Below are 20,728 nucleotides of genomic sequence, written 5' to 3' on the forward strand. Positions count from 1 at the left end.
AATAATCGGGATGTTTCAGCAGCAGGTAATCGGTCCGGCCTTTGGGTTATTGGGGGATTGAGCGCGGTAGGGCTGGCGCTAGGGCTTATTTCAAGCCCGGTCATGGCGGCATGCACCCCGGTCTTTCCTTCGGCAGGTGCAACGATCACCTGCACCGGCGCCAATGGCGGCTACTCCTCGTCTCTGAACAACATCACCTTCGTGATCAATGCCGGCGGCTCGGTCAACAGCCCGCTGCTGGGCATCGGCACGGCGCTCCAACTCTCCGGCAACAGCGTCACCTTCAATAACGCTGGCACGGTCGATCCATCATTGCTCGGCCTGCTGTCGGTGCTGAGTTCAGGGGTGAAAATCGGCAACTCGGGCACCAACGCCATCAATATCTCCAACGCCACCGGCGGGGTATTGAGGGGCACGACCGGTTTGCTGGGCGTCAGTTTGCTCTCCCTCGATGGCATGGCGCTGAACGTGCAGAACGGCGCGGGCACGACCACTATCAACAACGCGGGCACCATCAGCTCAAGTGGGTTGTTGGGCGTGACGTTACTGGGCGGTGACGCGCCGGTCGTGGCGGCCTGGGGTGGCGCGCAAATCAACATGACCAACGCTGCCACGGGCAAAATCATCGGCAGAGTCGCCTTCGAAAAACCGACGACGGGCGGCAATACGTTCTACAACGCGGGCGAGATCGTCGGCAGCGTATCAATGGGGCAAAACAGCACCAACACATTCACGGCCGTCACGGGGTCCAGCGTCAGCTCAGGGGGCGGTGTCGGGCTGAATCTGGCGGGCCTGGTGGGCGTGAACCTGGGGTTCGCGGCGACCGGCATCATCGACGGCGGCGCCGGGGGTAACAACACGCTGGTGTTGAATAACCCGACGAATACCGGCAGCAGCGGCACGGGCACGATCAGCAGCGCGAATTACATCAACTTCAACAAATTGACCCTCAACAGCGGCACATGGACCTTACAAGGGCCGGTGGTCAGCAACACTTCCATCCTCAACGGCGGCCTCGCTCAGTTCGACAGCGTGGCAGCATTCGGCAGTGGGCTGCTGACGTCCAATGGCGGGTCGATACTGGCGCTCAACAACGGTTTGACGCTGGGCAATCAAGTCACCCTCGGAACGGGTGGTCTGACCGTGCAGGGCGCCAACAACCTCACGCTGGGCGGCGTGGTTGGCGGGACCGGTCCTTTGATCAAATCCGGCACCGGGACGTTGAGCCTGAATGGCACCAACACCTACACCGGCGGGACGTCGTTGGGCGGCGGTGGATTGTCGCTTGGCAATGGCGCCGCGTTGGGCACCGGGCTGTTGACGGTGACGGGCGCCAGCAGCCTCGACAGCAGCACGGCACTGACCGTCGGCAACAACATCAGTCTTGGGGCCAATTTGTCCGTTGCAGGCACCAATGCACTGGCGCTGGGCGGCATCCTCTCGGGCACGGGCCAACTCACCAAGAACGGCACCGCGAACCTCACGCTCAACGGCGCCAATACGTGGCAGGGCGGCACGCAGCTCAACGGCGGAAGCCTGAAGCTCGGCAACGCCTCAGCCTTGGGAACGGGCGCATTGACGGTCGTCGGCGCAGCGACCCTGGATAACGCGGCTGCCTATACCTTGAACAACGCCGTGCATCTGGGCGCGGACCTGAGCATCGCGGGCCTTCAAGCGCTGACCTTGGGCGGTGTGATCGACGGCACCGGTGCACTGATCAAAAACGGCGCGGCCAACCTGACCCTAAGCGGCAACAATGCGGGCTTCACCGGGCCGCTGAGTATTCTCGCCGGGACCGTCACCACCGCCAGTGCTGGCGCCTTGGGCAACAGCTCCGGGGCGAACATCGCGACGGGCGCGGCGCTCAACCTCGGCAACAACGCCAGCCTCGGTTCGCTGACCGGTACCGGTGGCGTGAACATTGGCACAGGCAATACGTTGACACTCGGCGGAACCAGCGCGAGCAGCACGTTCGGCGGTGTCATCAGCGGCGCGGGTGGGCTGACCAAATCCGGCTCCGGCGTCCTGGGCCTGACCGGTGCAAACACCCTCACCGGCACCACGCTGGTGAGCGGCGGCACCCTGAACGTGGGCGGCAGTCTGGCCAGCGACAATGTCAACGTGAACAGTGGCGCGACCCTCGCCGGTACAGGTTTGTTGACCGGGGCGGTGAACATCGCCAATGGTGCGCACCTCGCCGCGACCTCGGGCAGCACCTTGAACGTGGGTTCGCTGGTGCTGGGCAGCTCGGCGAATCTGGATGCGGGATTAGGCGCGCCTTCCAGCACCGGGCTGATCAAGGTCAACGGCAGCCTGACCCTCGACGGCAACCTCAACGTGACCGACGTCGGCGGGTTTGGCACCGGGGTGTATCGGCTGATCGACTACACAGGCTCGTTGAGCGATCTGGGGCTGAACATCAATTCCATCCCGGCCAACGTCAATCTGGCAGACCTGACGGTACAGACCGGGGCGAACGGACAGGTCAACCTGGTCGTCGCGGGTTCGAACAGCAGTGTGCGTTTCTGGGACGGCGCGCAAACCGCTGCTAACGGCATCGTCGATGGCGGCGCCGGGACATGGGCGGCAGGCACCACCAACTGGACGAGCGTCAACGGTACTCAGAATCAGGCGTGGGCGAGCGATTTCGGTGTGTTTCAGGGCACGGCGGGCGCGGTCTCGGTGGTGGGAAATCAGAGCTTCAACGGTCTGCAATTCGTCACCGATGGCTACAGCCTCAATGCGGGCACGGGCGGGCGGCTCACGGCGGTCAACGGCAGCACCGGCAATACCTCGATTCGGGTCGATCCGAACGTCACGGCCACAGTGGGCGTCGGCATCGTGGGGTCGGGCACGCTGAACAAACAGGACGCCGGGACACTGGTGCTCAATGGCGCCAATACCTACACCGGTGGCACGCTGCTCAACGGCGGCAAACTGGTGGTCGGCAACACGACGGCGCTCGGTACAGGACAACTGACAGCCGCCACGGGAACGACGCTGGACAGCAATACCGCGATCAGCCTGGGCAACGCGATCAATCTGGCCGGTAATCTGGCAGTCGGCGGCACCAACAATCTCAACCTGAGCGGCGTCATCAGCGGCGCCGGTGGCCTGATCAAAAACGGCCTGGCCAACCTGACGCTGGCAGGCAACAACACCTTCAGCGGCTTGCTCGACGTGCAGGCCGGGAGCGTGACGACCCAAAGCGCGAACGCCCTGGCGAATGTGTCAGGCGCGAACGTCGCCTCCGGCGCTCAATTGAATCTGGGCAATAGCACCAGCCTCAACGGCATCAGCGGCGCGGGTTCGGTGCAAATGGGCGCGGGCAACGCGTTAACAATCGGCGCAACCAATCTGGACAGCGTTTTCAGCGGCGTACTCACGGGCGCGGGCACGTTGATCAAAGCAGGCACCGGCACGCTGGCACTCTCCGGCAGCAACACGATGAGCGGGGCCGCGCAGGTTAACGCCGGGACCTTGAACGTCAACGGCTCGTTGGCGAACAGCACCGTCGCGGTGGCCAACGGCGCGACGCTGGGTGGCACGGGGTCGTTGTCAGGGGCGGTCAACGTTGCCGACGGCGGGCATTTGAAAGCCTCGACCGGCAGCACGTTGTCCCTTGGCTCCCTGGTGCTTAGCAACAACGCCAACCTCGACGTTGGTCTCGCTGCACCCGTCAACGGCGGCGGCACCCGGCTGTTCAATGTCGGCGGCAATCTGACCCTGGACGGCAAACTCAACGTCACGGACATCGGCGGTTTTGGCGTCGGCGTGTATCGACTGATCGATTACACCGGCAGCCTGACCAACCTCGGCCTGGACATCGGCAGCTTGCCAGTTGGCGTCAATCTGGGCGATCTGGCGGTGCAAACGGGCGTCAATGGCCAGATCAATCTGGTGGTCTCGACAGGAACCACGCCAGGCACGATCCGGTTTTGGGATGGCAGCAACACCACCGGCAATGGTTCGGTGGACGGCGGCAGCGGCACGTGGAGCAGTGCGGGCAATAACTGGACCTCCGCCAACGGTGCGCTTAACCAGCTTTGGGCCAATGACTTTGCGGTGTTCCAAGGCACGGCGGGCACGGTCACGGTCGCAGGCCCCCAGACCTTCAACGGCCTGCAATTTTTAACCGACGGCTACGTCCTGAACGCTGGCGCGCTCGGCGAACTGGCGGCGGTGAACGGCAGCGGCGGCTACACCGCCGTGCGCGTCGATCCCAACGTGACAGCGACCCTCAACGTTGGCATCACCGGCGCCGCCACGCTCAATAAACTCGACAGCGGCACGTTGGTGCTCAACGGTCTCAGCACCTACACGGGCGGCACGCAACTCACGGGCGGCACACTGGTGGTGGGCAACGACGGCGCACTCGGCGTCGGCGCGCTGACGGCCGAGGCGGGCACGAACCTCAACAGCGTCAATGCCGTAACCCTGAACAACGCCGTCAACCTGAATGGCAATCTGGGAATCGGCACGCCCTCCAGCCTGACGCTCAATGGCCTGATCGGCGGCGCAGGCGGCCTGACCAAAAATGACACCGGCGTGCTGACCCTCAACGGCTTGAACACCTTCAGCGGCGGCACCACCCTGAACAGCGGCACGCTGGTGGTGGGCAACGGCGCGGCGCTGGGAACGGGTGCGCTGTCGGTGGTCGGCAACGCGACACTGGACAACAGCGCAGCGCTGGCCCTCGGCAACGCCATGAACCTCGGCGCTAACCTGACCGTGGCCGGCAGCAACGACCTGACCCTCGGCGGCGCCCTCAATGGCACCGGCAGTCTGATCAAAAACGGCGGCAGCCTGTTGCGCCTGACGGGCACCAATGGCCTGACCGGCGACACGCAAGTCAACGCAGGCACGCTCGACGTAGCGGGCTCGCTGGCCAGCGCCAACGTCGGCATCGCCACCGGCGCGACCCTGACCGGCAACGGCTCATTGCTGGGCGCGGTGAACATCGCGGACGGCGGTCATCTGAGCGCCAGCAGCGGCAATACCTTGTCGGTCGGTTCGTTGCTCTTGAACGGCAATTCTAATCTGGATGTGGGCCTGGGCGCGCCGTCCACCGGCGGCACCCGGCTGATCAACGTCAACGGCAACCTGACCCTCGACGGCAAACTCAACGTCACCGACGTTGGCGGCTTCGGTGTGGGCGTCTATCGGCTGATGGACTACAGCGGCAGCCTCACCGACCTGGGGATCGACATCAGCAGCATCCCGGCGAACGTGAACCTGGCCGACCTCGCCGTGCAGACCGGTGTCAACGGCCAGGTGAATCTGGTAGTGAACGGTGACACCGGCACCATTCGCTTCTGGGACGGCAGCCAGACCGTGGCCAACGCGGCGGTGGACGGCGGCAATGGCGTGTGGGGTTCGGGCACTAACTGGACGTCAGCCAACGGCTTGCTCAACCAAACCTGGTCGAGCGACTTCGGTGTATTTCAGGGCACAGCGGGCACCGTCACCGTTGAGGGCAATCAGAGCTTCACCGGCCTGCAATTCGTCACCGATGGGTACAACCTGGTCTCTGGCACCAATGGCCAGTTGACCGCGCTCAATGGCGCAAACGGCAACACGGCGATCCGGGTCGATCCCAACGTCACGGCGACCCTCGGTGTCGGTATCGGTGGCGCAGGCACGCTGAACAAACTCGACAGCGGCACGTTGGTGCTCAACGGCGCCAACAGCTACAGCGGTGGCACACAACTGAATGGCGGCACGCTTGTCGTCGGCAGCAACACCGCGCTTGGGGTCAGCCGACTGACCGCTGCGGACGGCACCACGCTGGACAGCAATACCTCGGTGGCGCTGGGCAACGCGATCACGCTGTCAGGCAACCTCACCGTCGCAGGCAGCCAGGCGCTGGCCTTGAACGGCGACATCAGCGGCGCGGGCGGCCTGATCAAAAACGGCTTGGCCAACCTGACGCTGGGCGGCAATAACAGCTACCTCGGGCCCATCGCGCTGAATGCCGGTGGCCTGATTCTCGCCTCGAACACGGCGCTGGGCAGCGGCGCCTTGAACGTTTCCGGCAACGCAACGCTGGACACGGTCGATTCGACCACGGCGATTACCGCGAACAATGCGATCACGCTGGCAGGCAATCTCGGCATCGGCGGCACCTCGGACCTTACCCTCAACGGCGTGGTCAGCGGCTCCGGCAGTCTGACGAAGAATGGCGCGGCGCAGTTGATCCTCGACCGTAGCAACATATACAGCGGCGGCACGACCCTGAATGCCGGGGGCCTGCTCCTTGGCGATGGGACCGCCCTGGGCACCGGTGCGTTGACCGTCGGCGGGACATCCACGCTGGATACCCTCGCCGCAATGACGGTGAACAACGCCATCAACCTGAACAGCAACCTCAGCCTGGTCGGCAGCAATGACCTGAATCTGGCAGGCGTCGTCAGTGGCGCGGGCGGACTGACCAAGTCCGGCAATAACACGCTGACCCTCAGCGGCACCAACACCTTCAGCGGCCCGCTGGACATTCAGTCGGGCACGCTCAGCACCACGAGCGCGGCCAGTCTGGGCAACACCTCCGGCGCCAACGTCGCGTCCGGCGCGTTGTTGGACCTCGGCAGCAGCCTCAGCCTCAACAGCCTGTCGGGCGCAGGTGGCGTGCAGCTGGGCAGCGGCAACACCCTCAGTCTTGGCGGGAACAGTGCCAGCTCGACCTTCGATGGCGTGATCAACGGCGGCGGCAACCTGATCAAAGCGGGCAACGGCAGCCTCAATCTGACCGGCGTGAACGGCCTCAGCGGCGATGCGCAAGTCAACGGCGGCACGCTGAACGTGGAAGGCTCGCTGGCCAGCGCCAACGTGGCCGTCGGCAGCGGCGCGACACTCACCGGTATCGGCTCGCTGGCGGGCGCGGTGTCGGTGGCCAACGGCGGGCACTTGGCCGGTTCGACCGGCAACACCTTGTCGATGGGCGCGCTGACCCTCGCCAGCGGTTCGCAAATGGACGTCGCACTGGGCGCGCCCACCGCAACGGGCGGCCCAGAGCTGTTCCGCGTCGGCGGCAATCTGGTGCTGGACGGTGACCTCAACGTCACCGACGCAGGCGGGTTCGGCGTCGGCGTGTACCGGTTGATCGACTACACCGGCAGCCTCAGCGATCTGGGGCTGAACATCGCGACCCTCGCTGCTGGCGTCAACCTGGCGGACCTGTCGGTGCAGACCGGCGTGAACGGGCAGGTCAACCTCGTGCTGTCCTCGCAGTCCAGCAACCTGCTGTTCTGGGATGGCAGCAACACGGTCGCCAACAATGCGGTGGATGGCGGCAATGGCACCTGGAGCGCGACCAATACCAACTGGACCTCGGCCAACGGCACGGTCAATCAGGCGTGGGGCAATGACTTCGCGGTGTTCCAGGGCGCGGCGGGCACGGTCACGGTAGACGGCAACCAAAATTTCGGCGGTTTGCAGTTCTCGTCGAACTACAGCCTGATTAACGGCACGAACGGGCAACTGACCACCGCCGATACCGGAAACGGCTACGCGGCGGTGCGGGTCGATCCCAACGTTACCGCCACTTTGGGCGTGAACCTCGCAGGCACCGTCGCGCTGAACAAGCTCGACAGCGGCACGCTGGTCCTCAGCGGCAACAACAGCCACAGCGGTGGCACGTTACTCAACGGCGGCACGTTGGTCGTTGGCAGCGACAGCGCCCTCGGCGTCGGCGAGCTCACGGCGGTCACTGGCACCACGCTGGACAGCAACGCGCCTGTCACGCTCGGCAATGCGGTGAACCTGAATGGCGACCTGGCCATTGGTGGCAGCAACGGCTTGACCCTCAACGGCATCGTCAGCGGCGCCGGACGCCTGATCAAAAACGGCCTGGCAAACCTGACCCTCGGCGGCAATAACAGCTACCTCGGCCCGACCGCGCTGAACGCCGGTGGGCTGATTCTGGCGTCCAACACCGCCCTGAGCAGCGGCCCATTGAATGCGGCGGCAAACACCACGCTGGACGCGAGCACCAGCGTCATTGCAGCCAACGACGTGACGCTGGCCGGTAATCTCAACATCGGCGGCACGGCAGATCTGGCGCTCGGCGGCATCGTCAGTGGCGCGGGCGGTCTGACCAAAAACGGCGTGGCGCAACTGACGCTGAACGGCGTCAACACTTACACGGGTGGCACCACTCTCAACAGCGGAGCGCTGAACCTGGGCAATGGGGCCGCATTGGGCACGGGTGCGCTGAACGTCGCAGGTGCTTCGACCCTCGACAACAGCAGCGCCATAAGCGTCGGCAACGGGATCAATCTCGGCGCCGATCTGACGGTCCTCGGCAGCCATAACCTGACCCTCAGCGGGCCGATCAACAACGGCCTCAATAGCATCGGCAACCTGATCAAAGACGGCACCAGCACACTGACTCTGGCGGGGGCTAGTGGCTTCACCGGCAACACCCAAGTCACCGGCGGAACACTGAACGTCACCGGCTCGCTGGACAGCAGCAACGTGGGTGTTGCCAGTGGGGCGACGCTCGCAGGCACCGGCACCTTGCTGGGCGGGGTGAACGTTGCCAGCGGCGGTCACCTGAACGCGCAGAGCAATCAGACCCTGACTGTCGGTTCGTTGGTGCTCAACTCGGGGTCGAATCTGGACGTCGGCCTGGCCGCGCCTTCCACGGGTGGCACACGGCTGATCAACGTCAACGGCGACCTGAGCCTGAATGGCAATCTGAACGTTGTCGACATCGGCGGGTTCGGGCTGGGCGTCTATCGCTTGATCGATTACAGCGGTGTCTTCAGCGGCGCGGGCCTGACCATTGGCAGCATTCCCGGCAACGTCAATGCTTCCGATCTGCTGGTGCAGACCGGCGTCAATGGCCAGGTCAATCTGGTAGTCTCCGGCGCTGGCGGCAACCTGCAATTCTGGGACGGCAGCCAAGTGCTCCCTAACGGCACCGTCGACGGCGGCGCAGGCACGTGGGATGCGACGAACACCCACTGGACCAACGCCAATGGCACCGTGAACACCGGCTGGGGCGGCGGTTTCGCCGTATTCCAAGGCACCGCTGGCACCGTCACGGTGAACGGCACGCAGAACGTGACCGGTCTGCAATTCCTCACTGACGGCTACGCGCTGGTCTCCGGCAATAACGGCCAACTCAACGCCGCCAGCGGCACGCTTGCCGTAAGGGTCGACCCGAACGTGACCGCGACCTTGGGACTCGGCATCGACGGCGCAGCGACCTTGAACAAACTGGATGCGGGCACGCTGGTGCTCAACGGCGCCAACACCTACAGCGGCGGCACGTCGCTTGACGGCGGCACGCTGGTGGTGGGCAACAACGGGGCTTTAGGCACTGGCACGCTCACGGCAGCTGACGGCACCTCACTGGGCAATAACGGCAACGTAACGCTGGGCAACGACGTCGTGTCGAACGGCGCGCTGAGCGTGGACGCGACCAACACCTTTGTCCTCAACGGCGATATTAGCGGCACGGGCAGCCTGATCAAAAACGGCGCCGGGTCGCTCTTGCTCAATGGCAATAACGCCTATCAGGGCGGCACCACCCTCAACGTCGGGACCTTGGTGGCCGGTAGTGACGGTGCGCTGGGCATCGGCGCGCTGACGGTGGCGGGCGCTTCGACCCTCAGCAACATCGGCGGTGTGAACCTCGCCAACAACGTCTCGCTGTTGGCGGACTTGATGATCGCGGGCACCGGCAACCTGACCTTGAGCGGGACCGTCGACGGCGCTGGCAAACTCATCAAGAACGGCACCTCTGATCTGAGCCTCGGAGGCAACAACACCTGGACTGGCGGCACCGACCTGAACGCGGGCCGCTTGATCGTGAACAACACTCAGGCCCTAGGCACTGGCGCGCTCACTGTCGGCGGCGTGTCGACCCTCATTAACAACGCAAGTGCGCCTGCCACTGCTTTGGCCAACAACGTCAACCTGGGCGCCAATCTCACGGTGGACGGGGTCAACGACCTGGCATTGTCCGGGGTGATTTCCGGCGTGGGCGGGTTGATCAAAAACGGTCTCAATGACCTGACCCTGAGCGGCACCAATACATTCACCGGTCCGCTGAGTGTCGTCGCGGGCAATGTCTTCACGGTGGGCAACAGCGCGCTCGGTAACACGTCCGCCGTGAATGTGGCGGCGGGCGCAGGCCTGAATCTCGGGGGCGATGCCAGCGTCGGTGGGCTTGCCGGTGCGGGCGGTGTCACCATTGGCAACGGCGCGACGTTGACGGTGGGCAACAACAACCTCGCCAGCACGTTCGACGGCAGCCTGGCTGGCACTGGCCAGTTCACCAAATCCGGTCTCGGCACCCTGACACTGACCGGCATCAACAGCCTGTCCGGCGACACTCTCGTCAACGGCGGCACGTTGAACGTCACCGGTTCGTTGGCCAGTGGCAACGTGCAGGTCAACAACGGCGCGGCGCTAGCGGGCACTGGCTCGTTGGCGGGTGCGGTCAACATCAGCAATGGTGGGCATCTTGAAGCGGCGCAGGGCACTACGTTGTCCGTGGGCTCGCTGGTCATGGGCGCGAACTCGAATTTCGATGTCGGGCTCGGCGCGCCATCCCCCGCCGGGTTGGTGAGCGTCGGCGGCAACCTTACGCTGGACGGCAACCTCAACGTGACGGACGTCGGCGGCTTCGGCGTGGGTGTGTACCGTTTGATCGATTACACCGGCAGCCTGACAGACCTCGGTCTGGACATCGCCCGTATTCCCGCGGGCGTGAGCCTGGCCGATCTGCAAGTGCAAACCTCGGTCGGAAATCAGGTGAACCTGGTGTACGGCAACGCCACCGCCAACATCAATTTCTGGGACGGCACGCAAACCGCTCCCAACAACAGTGTCGATGGCGGGGCGGGCATCTGGGGCGCCGGGAACACCAACTGGACCACCGCTGATGGCAGCCAAAATGGCCCGTGGGCCGGTGAGTTCGCCGTGTTCCAGGGCACCGCAGGCGATGTCACCGTGCAGGGCAATCAGACCTTTAACGGCATGCAGTTTTCCACGGATGGTTATCACCTGCTCGGCGGACAGGGCAACAGCCTGACGGCGGTCGCTGCGCTGAATGGCAACACGTCCATTCGCGTCGATCCGGGCGTGACCGCGATCATCGACACCCTCATCGACGGCACCAGTCCCATCGCCAAACTCGACACCGGCACCCTCGTTCTCAACGGCGCCAATACTTACAGCGGTGGCACCTCGTTGCAGGGCGGCACGTTGATCGTGGGCAACGACAGCGCACTGGGCAGTGGCGTGTTGACCGCCGCCAATGGCACCACGCTGGACACCAACGCCGATGTGGCGCTGGGTAACGGGATCGTCCTTAACGGCGGTCTCAACATCGGCGGCAGCAACGCCCTGACCCTCGACGGGACGATTTCCGGCACAGGCGGCCTGATCAAAAACGGTCCTGCCGCGTTGACCCTTAACGGCGACAATCTGTATCAGGGCGCGACCACGCTAAAAGCAGGTTCGTTGATCGTCGGCAGTGACTCGGCGTTGGGCAGCGGCCCATTGAATACCGCTGACGGCACGACGCTGGACAGCTCGACGGCAGTCACTCTGGCCAATGATGTGAATTTGGGCGGAGGGTTGACCGTCGCGGGCACCTCTGGCCTGACGTTGTCGGGTGTCGTGGGGGGCAACGGTCGGCTGATCAAGAATGGCGTTTCCCGACTCGTCCTCAATCGTCTCAACACGTACACCGGTGGCACCCGGCTGAACGGTGGCACGCTCGTATTGGGCAACGCAGGCGCATTGGGAAGCGGGGCGCTCACCGTGGGCGCGGCCTCCACGCTGGACAACACGACACCGCTGAGCCTCGCCAATGACGTCACCCTGGCCGACAGCCTGACCGTCGGCGGGAGCCAGAACCTGACCCTCGCCGGTGTCATCAGCGGCGCCGGTTCGTTGATCAAGACCGGTCTCGCCGACCTGACCCTCAGCGGCAACAACACTTTCACCGGCCTCATCGATATCCTGTCGGGCAGCCTGACCTCCGTGGGAGCTGGCGCCCTCGGCAATAACGCGGGAATCAATCTGGCGAGTGGCGCGGCGCTGAACCTGAGCGGCTCCGCTAACCTCGGCGGGCTGAGTGGCGACGGCAACGTCGATGTGGCCAGCGGCAACACGCTGACCGTCGGCGGTGGCAACGCCAGCAGTGTGTTCGACGGCGTGCTGAGTGGCCCGGGCACCTTCGTCAAGGACGGCGCTGGCACCCTCAGCCTGACCGGCGCCAACACCCACAGCGGCGATGCCGTGATCAAAGGTGGCACCCTCAACATTCGTAATCTGCTGGCCAGCCGCACCGTCGCGGTGAAGAACGGCGGCACGCTGAGCGGCACCGGGTCCGTCCTCGGCGACGTCACCGTCGAAGACGGCGGGCACCTGGCGGCGAGTACCCCCGATACATTCACGCTGGGTTCGCTGGCCTTGGCGCCGAACGCGCTTTTCGATGTGAGCCTCGGCGCACCGGTCGCCGGGGGCGGCAATGCACTGGTCAACATCAATGGCAACCTGACGCTGGACGGCACCCTGAACGTGACGGACATTGGCGGGTTCGGCAGCGGTGTCTACCGTCTGATGCGCTACAACGGCGCGCTGATCAACAACGGTCTGGCGATCGGCACGCTGCCCGGCGGCGTGAGCCAGAACGACCTGCAAGTGCAAACGGCCGTGGCCAACCAAGTCAATCTGCTGGTAGCGACGTCCGGCACCACGGTGCAATTCTGGGATGGCGGCCAGACCACGCCCAATGGCACGGTGGATGGTGGCAGCGGCGTTTGGAATGCCGGGTCGAGCAACTGGACGTCCGTGGACGGTCTGGATAACAACACCTGGAAAAACAGCTTTGCGGTGTTCATGGGCGCACCCGGCACCGTGACCGTCGAAGGCAGCCAATCCATCACCGGTTTGCAGTTCGTGACCGACGGCTACGTCCTCGATCAAGGGGCAGGAGGCGAGTTGAACGCCGTGAATGGCAGCACTGGCACGACAGCGGTGCGTGTCGATCCGAACGTCACGGCGACCCTCAACACCGTGATCAATGGCAACGGCACGCTGAACAAGCTCGACAGCGGCACGTTGGTGTTGAACGGCGCCAATGGCTACACCGGTGGCACTTCTCTCGACGGTGGCGCGTTGGTCGTAGGCAATGACACTGCGTTGGGTTCAGGCGTACTGACGGCGGCGGACGGCACTGCGTTGGGCAACAACGCTGCAGTCACGCTGGGGAACGGCATCGTGCTCAATGGTGCGCTGGCGGTCGGAGGGCTCAGCCCGTTCACCCTCGCGGGCAACATCAGTGGCGCGGGTAGCCTCATCAAAAATGATGCAAACACCCTGACGTTGACGGGCACGAACAGCTGGCAAGGCGGCACGCAACTGAACGCCGGGACGCTGCTATTGGGCAACGACGGCGCTTTGGGTTCGGGCGCTCTGAATGTCGCCGGTGCCGGGACACTGGACAGCAGCGGGGCGTTGAATCTGGCCAACGCGATTCAATTGGGCGGGTCGCTGACACTTGCAGGCAACCAGGCGACCACACTGAACGGGGTGATCAGCGGCACCAGCAGCCTCATCAAAAATGGCACGGGCGCGTTGCTGCTGACCGGCGCCAACACCTACAGCGGCGGTACAACGCTCAACGGCGGCAGCATCACTGGCGACACCACCAGCCTGCAGGGTTCAATCCTCAATAACGCTGCGCTGACCTTCGCTCAAAACGCCGATGGCACCTACGCGGGCAGCCTGTCCGGCAACGGCTCGCTGATCAAAAGCGGCACCGGCGTGCTCCTGCTGACCGGCAACAGCGCCTTCACCGGCACTACCGACGTGCAAGCCGGTGCGCTGCGGGTCGACGGCAGCCTGAACAGCGCCAGTGTCAACGTCGCCAGCGGCGCAACTCTGGGCGGCGGCGGACAAATCAACGGCGCGGTTCAGGTCAATTCGGGCGCGACATTGACGGCAGGCAGCAGCGCGACGCCGCTGTCCCTCGGCTCCCTCGCCTTGGCGTCCGGCAGCACGCTGGACTTTGCCTTGGGTCTGCCCGGCAGCTCGACCACTGCAGTCAATGTGGGCGGCGATCTGACCCTCGGCGGCACCCTGAATATCAGCAACGCGGGCGGATTCGGCACCGGGGTTTATCGGCTGTTTCGCTACGGCGGCAACCTGACCAACAACGGCCTGAATTACGGCGCGTTGCCAACGGGCACCGCTGCCGGGGACCTTAGCCTGCAAACTTCGATGGCCAACCAGGTGAACCTGCTGGTGGCCAGCGACGCCAGTGAACTTCAGTTCTGGAACGGCAGCAAAACCAGCGCGGACGGTGCCATTGGTGGCGGCGACGGCGTGTGGGGTGCCGACACCAACTGGACCGATGCCACGGGTACGCTGAGTCTGCCCACCAATGCGCGCTTCGCCGTGTTTGGCGGTTGGGGCGGCGTGGTGAACGTCGAGGGCAATCAGAATTTCACCGGCCTGCAGTTTCTGGAGGATGGCTACACCCTCACCTCAGGAAGCGGCGGCACGCTCACGCCGACCAATGGGACCGATGGCAGCCCGGCACCGGTGCGCGTGGATTCGGGCGTGACCACGCAGATTGCCGCGTCGCTGGTAGGCGCTGCCGGTATCGAAAAACTCGACGCCGGTACGTTGTGGCTGACGGGGCCCAATACCTATAGCGGCGGGACCACGGTCAGCGGCGGGATGCTGGCGGGTAACACCAGCAGCTTGCAGGGCAACATCCGCAACAACGCGCGGTTGCTGTTCGCTCAGGTGGCGAATGGCCGATTCAATGGCACCCTCAGCGGCAACGGCGAGTTGATCAAGCAGGGCGCGGGCACCTTATTGCTGACCGGCGCGCAGCCATTCAGCGGCTCGGTTGCCGTGAACGAAGGCACGTTGCAGGTGGGCGCCTCTGACAGCCCTGCGACACTTGGCGGGCAGGTGGCCGTTGCCGATGGCGCGGCATTGGTGGGCAATGGCAGCGTCGCGGGGCTGAGCAACAACGGTCTCGTGCAATCGGGTGGTGAGACCGGCAATCTCGGTGTGACCGGCAACTTCACCAATGGTCCGACCGGCCGCCTGCGTCTGTTGGTCAACGCTGCGTCGTTCAGTCCGTTGGCGGTCGGCGGCGTTACAACGTTGGGCGGCACGTTGCAGGTTGTGCCGCTGGCACCGTTCACCGGCAACACCCGCTACACGCTGCTGACCTCCACAGGCGGTATCAACGGCACCTTCAACGCACTGGACCTGCCGAATTACGCGTTCCTCGACACCTCCGTCAGCTACGCGCCAAATGCCGTGAATCTGGACGTCACCCGCAATCAGACCCGTTTCACAGACGTGGCCGATACTCCTAACCAACAAGGTGTCGCTGGCGCGGTGGGCGGGCCTCAGGGTAACGGCTTGCAGAACGAAATCCTCAACATGAGCAGCAGCGGTGCCCGGGCGGCCTTCGACAATTTGTCCGGCGAGATTTTTGCCAGCACCACCAGCGCGATGATCGAGGACTCACACTACGTTCGCGACGCCCTCACTGAACGCATGCGCCAACCCGGCTGCTATCGCGAGGACGATCCGCGTAACGCGCTGGTGACCAGCGAAAATCGTCTGAGCAGCGCGGGTTGCCAAAACGAAATGGTCGGCTGGATGCGCGTGTTGGGATCGTGGGGCGAGGCGAAGGGCGACAGCAATACGGCCAAACTCGATCACAACGTGTCAGGCTTCATGCTCGGCACCGACAAACAGATCGATGATCAATGGCGCGTCGGGGCGGCCGCCGGTTACACCCGCAGCGACCTGAATGCCCATGATCGCCACTCCACCGCGAGCGTCGACAGCTACCACCTCGCCGCTTACATGAACTACCAGCTCGACACACTGGCTGCGCGCTTCGGCGCGGTTTACAGCTGGCATGACATCGAAAGCAAACGCGACGTCAGCGTCGGCAATTACAGCGATCGCCTGAAGGCGAAATACGATGCGCGCACGGCTCAGGTGTTCGGTGAAGTGGGTTACACCCTTGAGGCAGGCGGCGTGTCGTTCGAGCCGTTCGCGGGCCTGGCCCATGTCGATTACGACAGCGACCGGGCGAAAGAGAAGGGCGGCATCGCGCGTTTGAGCGCTGACTCCGACCAGAACATGACCTTCTCCACCGTCGGCGTGCGCGCGGGCAAACGCATTCAGTTGGGCAAGGATTCGGAAATCACCCCTCGTGGCAGCATCGGCTGGCGGCATGCATACGGCGACACCAAACCTGACGCCGACCTGACCTTCATCAACGGCGGCGCCTCCTTCAGCACCCAAGGCGTGCCGATTGCGCGGGATGCAGCGGTGGTCGAAGCCGGGCTGGATTTCCAGGTGGGCGAAGACAGCAAACTGGGGATTGGCTATTCGGGGCAGCTTTCGAAAGAAAACAAAGACCACGCCATGACCATCAGCTTCAGCATGGGGTTTTGAATCTGTGGTGGCCCCGTCAAACGCTCTCCAACGGGTCCACCCCATTTATCGTGTCTCTGTTTTCACTGACCCCAAGACGCTTCGATCTGCGCTTTCAGATCGTTGGGGATCGGGGCGAAGTCCAGCTTGCGCGCCTGTTCCTGGCCGTTCTCCAGCGTCCAGCGGAAGAACTCTTTTACGGTCGTCTGGCGATCGGCGTCTTTGGGTTGCTTGTACATCACGATGAATGTCGCGGCGGTGATGGGGTAGGCCTTGTCACCCGGCGCGTTGATCATCGACAGGTCGAAGTCCTTCGCATTCTTCCAGTCCGCAGTGTCGGCGGCTGCCTGGAACGACTCGGTGCTCGGCGCCACGAATTTCCCGGCCGCGTTCTGCAACAGGCCGAAATTCATCCCCTGTTGTTTGATGTAGGCGTACTCGACATAGCCAATCGAGTTCGGCATTTTTTTCACGTACGACGCCACGCCTTCACTGCCTTTGCTGCCAATCCCGACCGGCCATTTGACCGACGTTCCCGCGCCGATCTTGCCTTTCCATTCAGGGCTGACCGTGGACAAATAGGTTGCCCAGTTGAACGTGGTGCCCGAATCGTCCGAGCGGTACACGACGTTGATGGCGCTGTCCGGCAGCTTAAGATCCGTGTTGAGCGCCGCCAGGGCCGGGTCGTTCCACTTCTTGATCTTGCCCAGGTAAATGTCCGCCAGCACCGGGCCGCTCAGTTTGAGCGCGCCGGCCTTGATCGAGGCCACGTTGATCACCGGCACCACACCGCCGATCACCGACGGGAATTGCTGCAGGCCCAACTTCTCCAGTTCGACCGAGTTGATCGGCATGTCCGTGGCACCGAAGTCCACCGCACCTGCCTTGATCTCCGCGATGCCAGCGCCCGAGCCGATGCTTTGATAATTCACCTTCACGCCGGTCTTCTGGTTGTAATCGGTCGCCCATTTGAACAGGACCGGGTAGATGAACGTGGAACCGGCGCCAGTGACTTCCTGGGCCGCGCCAGCGGTGCCTGGCATGGAGAGGGTCAGTGCAATGCCAAGACCTGCGGCCAGCATCATTCGGGAAAGTTGGAACATGGATGACTTCCTGTGATCGAGCGACATCGGGGTGTGATGTCTTAATGGGATCACAGTCATCCGCACATTTTTATGACAGGGCATTGCTGAAACCCGAGATCGCAAGCGGGATGCGCATTGCCACGGCCCGGTATAGACTCCAGACAGTCTTTTCAGGGTCGGCCGATTTATGAAAGCGCCAATTCCTCCATATGAAAAAGAGCGCCTTGAGGCGCTGCAGGGGCTGGAAATTCTCGACACCCCGGCCGAGGCCTCCCTCGACCGGATCACGCGGCTGGTGGCGCGTGTCCTCGATGTGCCTATCGCGCTAGTGTCGCTGGTGGACGCCGATCGGCAGTGGTTCAAATCCCGCGCAGGCCTCGACGCCACGCAAACCCCCAGAGAAATGGCCTTTTGTGCCCACGCCATTCTGCAATCCACGCCATTGGTGGTCCCGGACGCTGCGCAAGATGAACGCTTCTGCGACAACCAGCTCGTCACCGGCGCCCCCCATATCCGTTTCTACGCGGGGGTGCCCATTCGCACCAGCAAGGGGTTCGCCGTCGGCACCCTCTGCGCCATCGACGAACGCCCCCGGCAGTTGACTCAGGACGAGCTCGACACGCTGCGCGACCTCGCCGACATCGTCAGCCGTGAGGTGCAGTTGCGGGAAAACCTGATGATGGCGCGCTTGCAGAAAACCCGTTCGGACGCGCTGATGAAAGCCAGCGAAGCCGGGTATCGTTCGATGTTTGAACTGGCCTCGGTGGGCATCGCGCTGGTGGCGCCCGACGGCGGCTGGATCAGCGTCAACTCGGCGTTGTGCGACATCATCGGCTACACCCCGGATGAGCTGAAACGCCTGACGTTCCAGGACATCACCCACCCGGATGACCTGAACACCGACCTCGAATTGCTGACCCAATTGATCGACAACAAAATCGATCGCTATCAATTGGAGAAGCGCTACCTGCACAAGGACGGCCACCCCGTCTGGATCAACCTCAGCGTCACCAAAAAGCTGTCCGAAAAAGGGCACCTGGAATATTTCATCTCGATCATCCAGAGCATTCAGGCGCGCAAGGAGCTGGAGCAGGAGGCTCGCCATGACGCGCTCACGGGCTTGTTCAACCGCCGTGCGCTGGACGCCATTCTGCCCATCGCCCAGGCGCGCTCAGATCGTTCAGGCTTGCAGCTGGCGCTGATGTTCATCGACCTCGATGGCTTCAAAGGCGTCAACGACACCTACGGCCACGACGCTGGCGATGACCTGCTGCGCACCGTCTCGGCACGCCTGCAAAGCTGCGTGCGTCGCACTGACAGCTTGATCCGTCTGGCGGGTGACGAATTCATCGTGATCCTGGAAGGGATCGTGCCGGGTGTTGACGAGGCAAGGGAAGTGGCGAAGAAACTGATTGCTGCGATTGCCGAGCCGATTCTGCTGAAAGGGGGCGTGATCCGTACCAACGCCAGCGTGGGTTTCTCCATGTACGAACCCGGCTCCGGCAAAGCCCCCGACGAACTGATGCGCGAAGCGGACCGCTGGATGTACAAGGCCAAACATTCAGGGAAAGGGCGGGTGATGCCGTGAGTCGGTATCTGCTTGGCTAAGGTTTGGAACATTGGCACAACGCGATGTGCCTTTGATTCTGGCCGAAGGTCGTGGAAGCTGGCTTGCCTGCGATCTGTCGCGCAGCGGCAGCAAAACCTGCTGGCTCGATTTTCCTGAAACACCCCATCGACCGGATTGACGACTGCTTCGCAGCCGATCGCAGGCAAGCCCGCTCCCACGGCCTTCGGCCAGAATCAAAAGCCCTGTTCGCGCCACCTTGGCAGCTTCTACGCCTTTGGCAGAAGCGGGTCCGCCGCATATGCGCGGCAGACCCTAGACAAAAATCAATGCAACTTCATCCTCGGCTCAGTCCCGCGCCCGATCCGGCTGCCAAGCATCAGCATCAGCGTGCGGAACATCCCGTACAGCGCCATCTGGTGCATCCGGTACAGCGACACATAAAACATCCGTGCCAGCCAGCCTTCCAGCATCACACTGCCGGTCAGGTTGCCCATCAAGTTACCCACCGCCGAAAACTTCGACAGCGAAATCAGCGAGCCGTAGTCCTTGTAGCGATACTCCGGCAGCTCACCGCCTTCGATGCGCAACTTCAGCGACTTCACCAGCAACGACGCCTGCTGATGCGCCGCTTGAGCCCGTGGCGGGACGTTGCGATCCGTGCCTTTCTGCGGACAGGCCGCGCAGTCACCGAACGCGAAGATGCTGTCATCGCGCGTAGTTTGCAGCGTCGGCCGCACTTGCAGCTGATTGATGCGATTGGTCTCAAGCCCGGCGATGCCTTCCAGAAACGCCGGAGCACGAATGCCCGCTGCCCAGACCTTCAACGTCGCCGGAATCACCTCACCCGTTGCTGTCACCAGACCCTCCGCCGTCACTTCGCTCACGGCCGAGTTGGTCAGCACCGTCACGCCCAGCTTTTCCAGCGTCTTGTGCACCGGGCCACCGATACGTTCCGGCAGCGCAGGCAGTACGCGAGGGCCGGCTTCGATCACCGTGATGCGCAGGTTTTCCGGCTTGATCTGACCCAAGCCATAAGCGGCCAATTCGTGAGCGGCGTTGTGAAGCTCAGCGGCCAGTTCAACCCCTGTCGCACCGGCGCCGACAATCGCCACATTGATTTCTTCGGTGGCGGCCAGTTCGTTGGCGTGGGCGCGCAGATAGCGATTCAACAGCTGCTGGTGGAAGCGTTCGGCCTGCTTGCGGGTGTCGAGAAAAAGGCAATGTTCTGCCGCACCCTTGGTGCCGAAGTCATTCGTCGTGCTGCCGACAGCAATCACCAGCGAGTCGTAATCCAGGCTGCGCGCCGGGACCAGTTCGTTGCCGTTTTCGTCCAGCGTAGCCGCCAGATGAATCTGCTTGTGCTCGCGGTCCAGGCCCATCATCCGACCCAGTTGAAACTGGAAGTGGTTCCACTTGGCTTGCGCCACGTAGTTCAGCTCGTCCTCGTAAGAATTGAGCGAACCGGCCGCGACTTCGTGCAGCAGCGGTTTCCAGATGTGGGTCAGATTGGCGTCTACCAGCGTGACGCTGGCCGTGCCTTTCTTGCCGAGGGTTTTACCCAGACGGGTAGCCAGCTCCAGACCACCGGCGCCTCCGCCGACGATCACGATACGATGAGTCATGGGGATATCTCATA

At 63.4% G+C, this 20,728-nt stretch carries 4 protein-coding genes; 2 read left to right on the forward strand and 2 right to left on the reverse strand.

What is annotated here, in order from left to right:
* Positions 1-102: 102 nt before the first annotated feature.
* Positions 103-16,458, forward strand: a complete 16,356-nt coding sequence (locus ACIQAL_RS22340; RefSeq protein ID WP_401149817.1) for an autotransporter-associated beta strand repeat-containing protein — start codon at positions 103-105, stop codon at positions 16,456-16,458.
* A 62-nt stretch (positions 16,459-16,520) separates the two neighbouring features.
* Here the strand turns inward: ACIQAL_RS22340 and pstS are convergent, their stop codons facing one another.
* The gene (gene pstS / locus ACIQAL_RS22345) at positions 16,521-17,540 is read right to left on the reverse strand and encodes a phosphate ABC transporter substrate-binding protein PstS (RefSeq protein WP_401149595.1); all 1,020 of its coding nucleotides are present in this window, start codon (positions 17,538-17,540) and stop codon (positions 16,521-16,523) included.
* Between the two features lie 169 nt (positions 17,541-17,709).
* Here pstS and ACIQAL_RS22350 point away from each other — a divergent pair, with 169 nt between their 5' ends.
* Positions 17,710-19,110, forward strand: coding sequence for a diguanylate cyclase domain-containing protein (locus tag ACIQAL_RS22350; protein ID WP_401149597.1), 1,401 nt, complete (start codon positions 17,710-17,712; stop codon positions 19,108-19,110).
* A 305-nt stretch (positions 19,111-19,415) separates the two neighbouring features.
* Here ACIQAL_RS22350 and ACIQAL_RS22355 read toward each other — a convergent pair whose 3' ends face one another.
* Positions 19,416-20,714 (reverse strand): NAD(P)/FAD-dependent oxidoreductase, encoded by a 1,299-nt coding sequence (locus ACIQAL_RS22355; protein WP_401149599.1) that lies wholly within the window; start codon positions 20,712-20,714, stop codon positions 19,416-19,418.
* Positions 20,715-20,728 lie beyond the last annotated feature (14 nt).

This window comes from Pseudomonas sp. NPDC088368, assembly GCF_044753445.1.
In the GTDB taxonomy this organism is placed as follows: Bacteria; Pseudomonadota; Gammaproteobacteria; order Pseudomonadales; family Pseudomonadaceae; genus Aquipseudomonas; species Aquipseudomonas bambusae.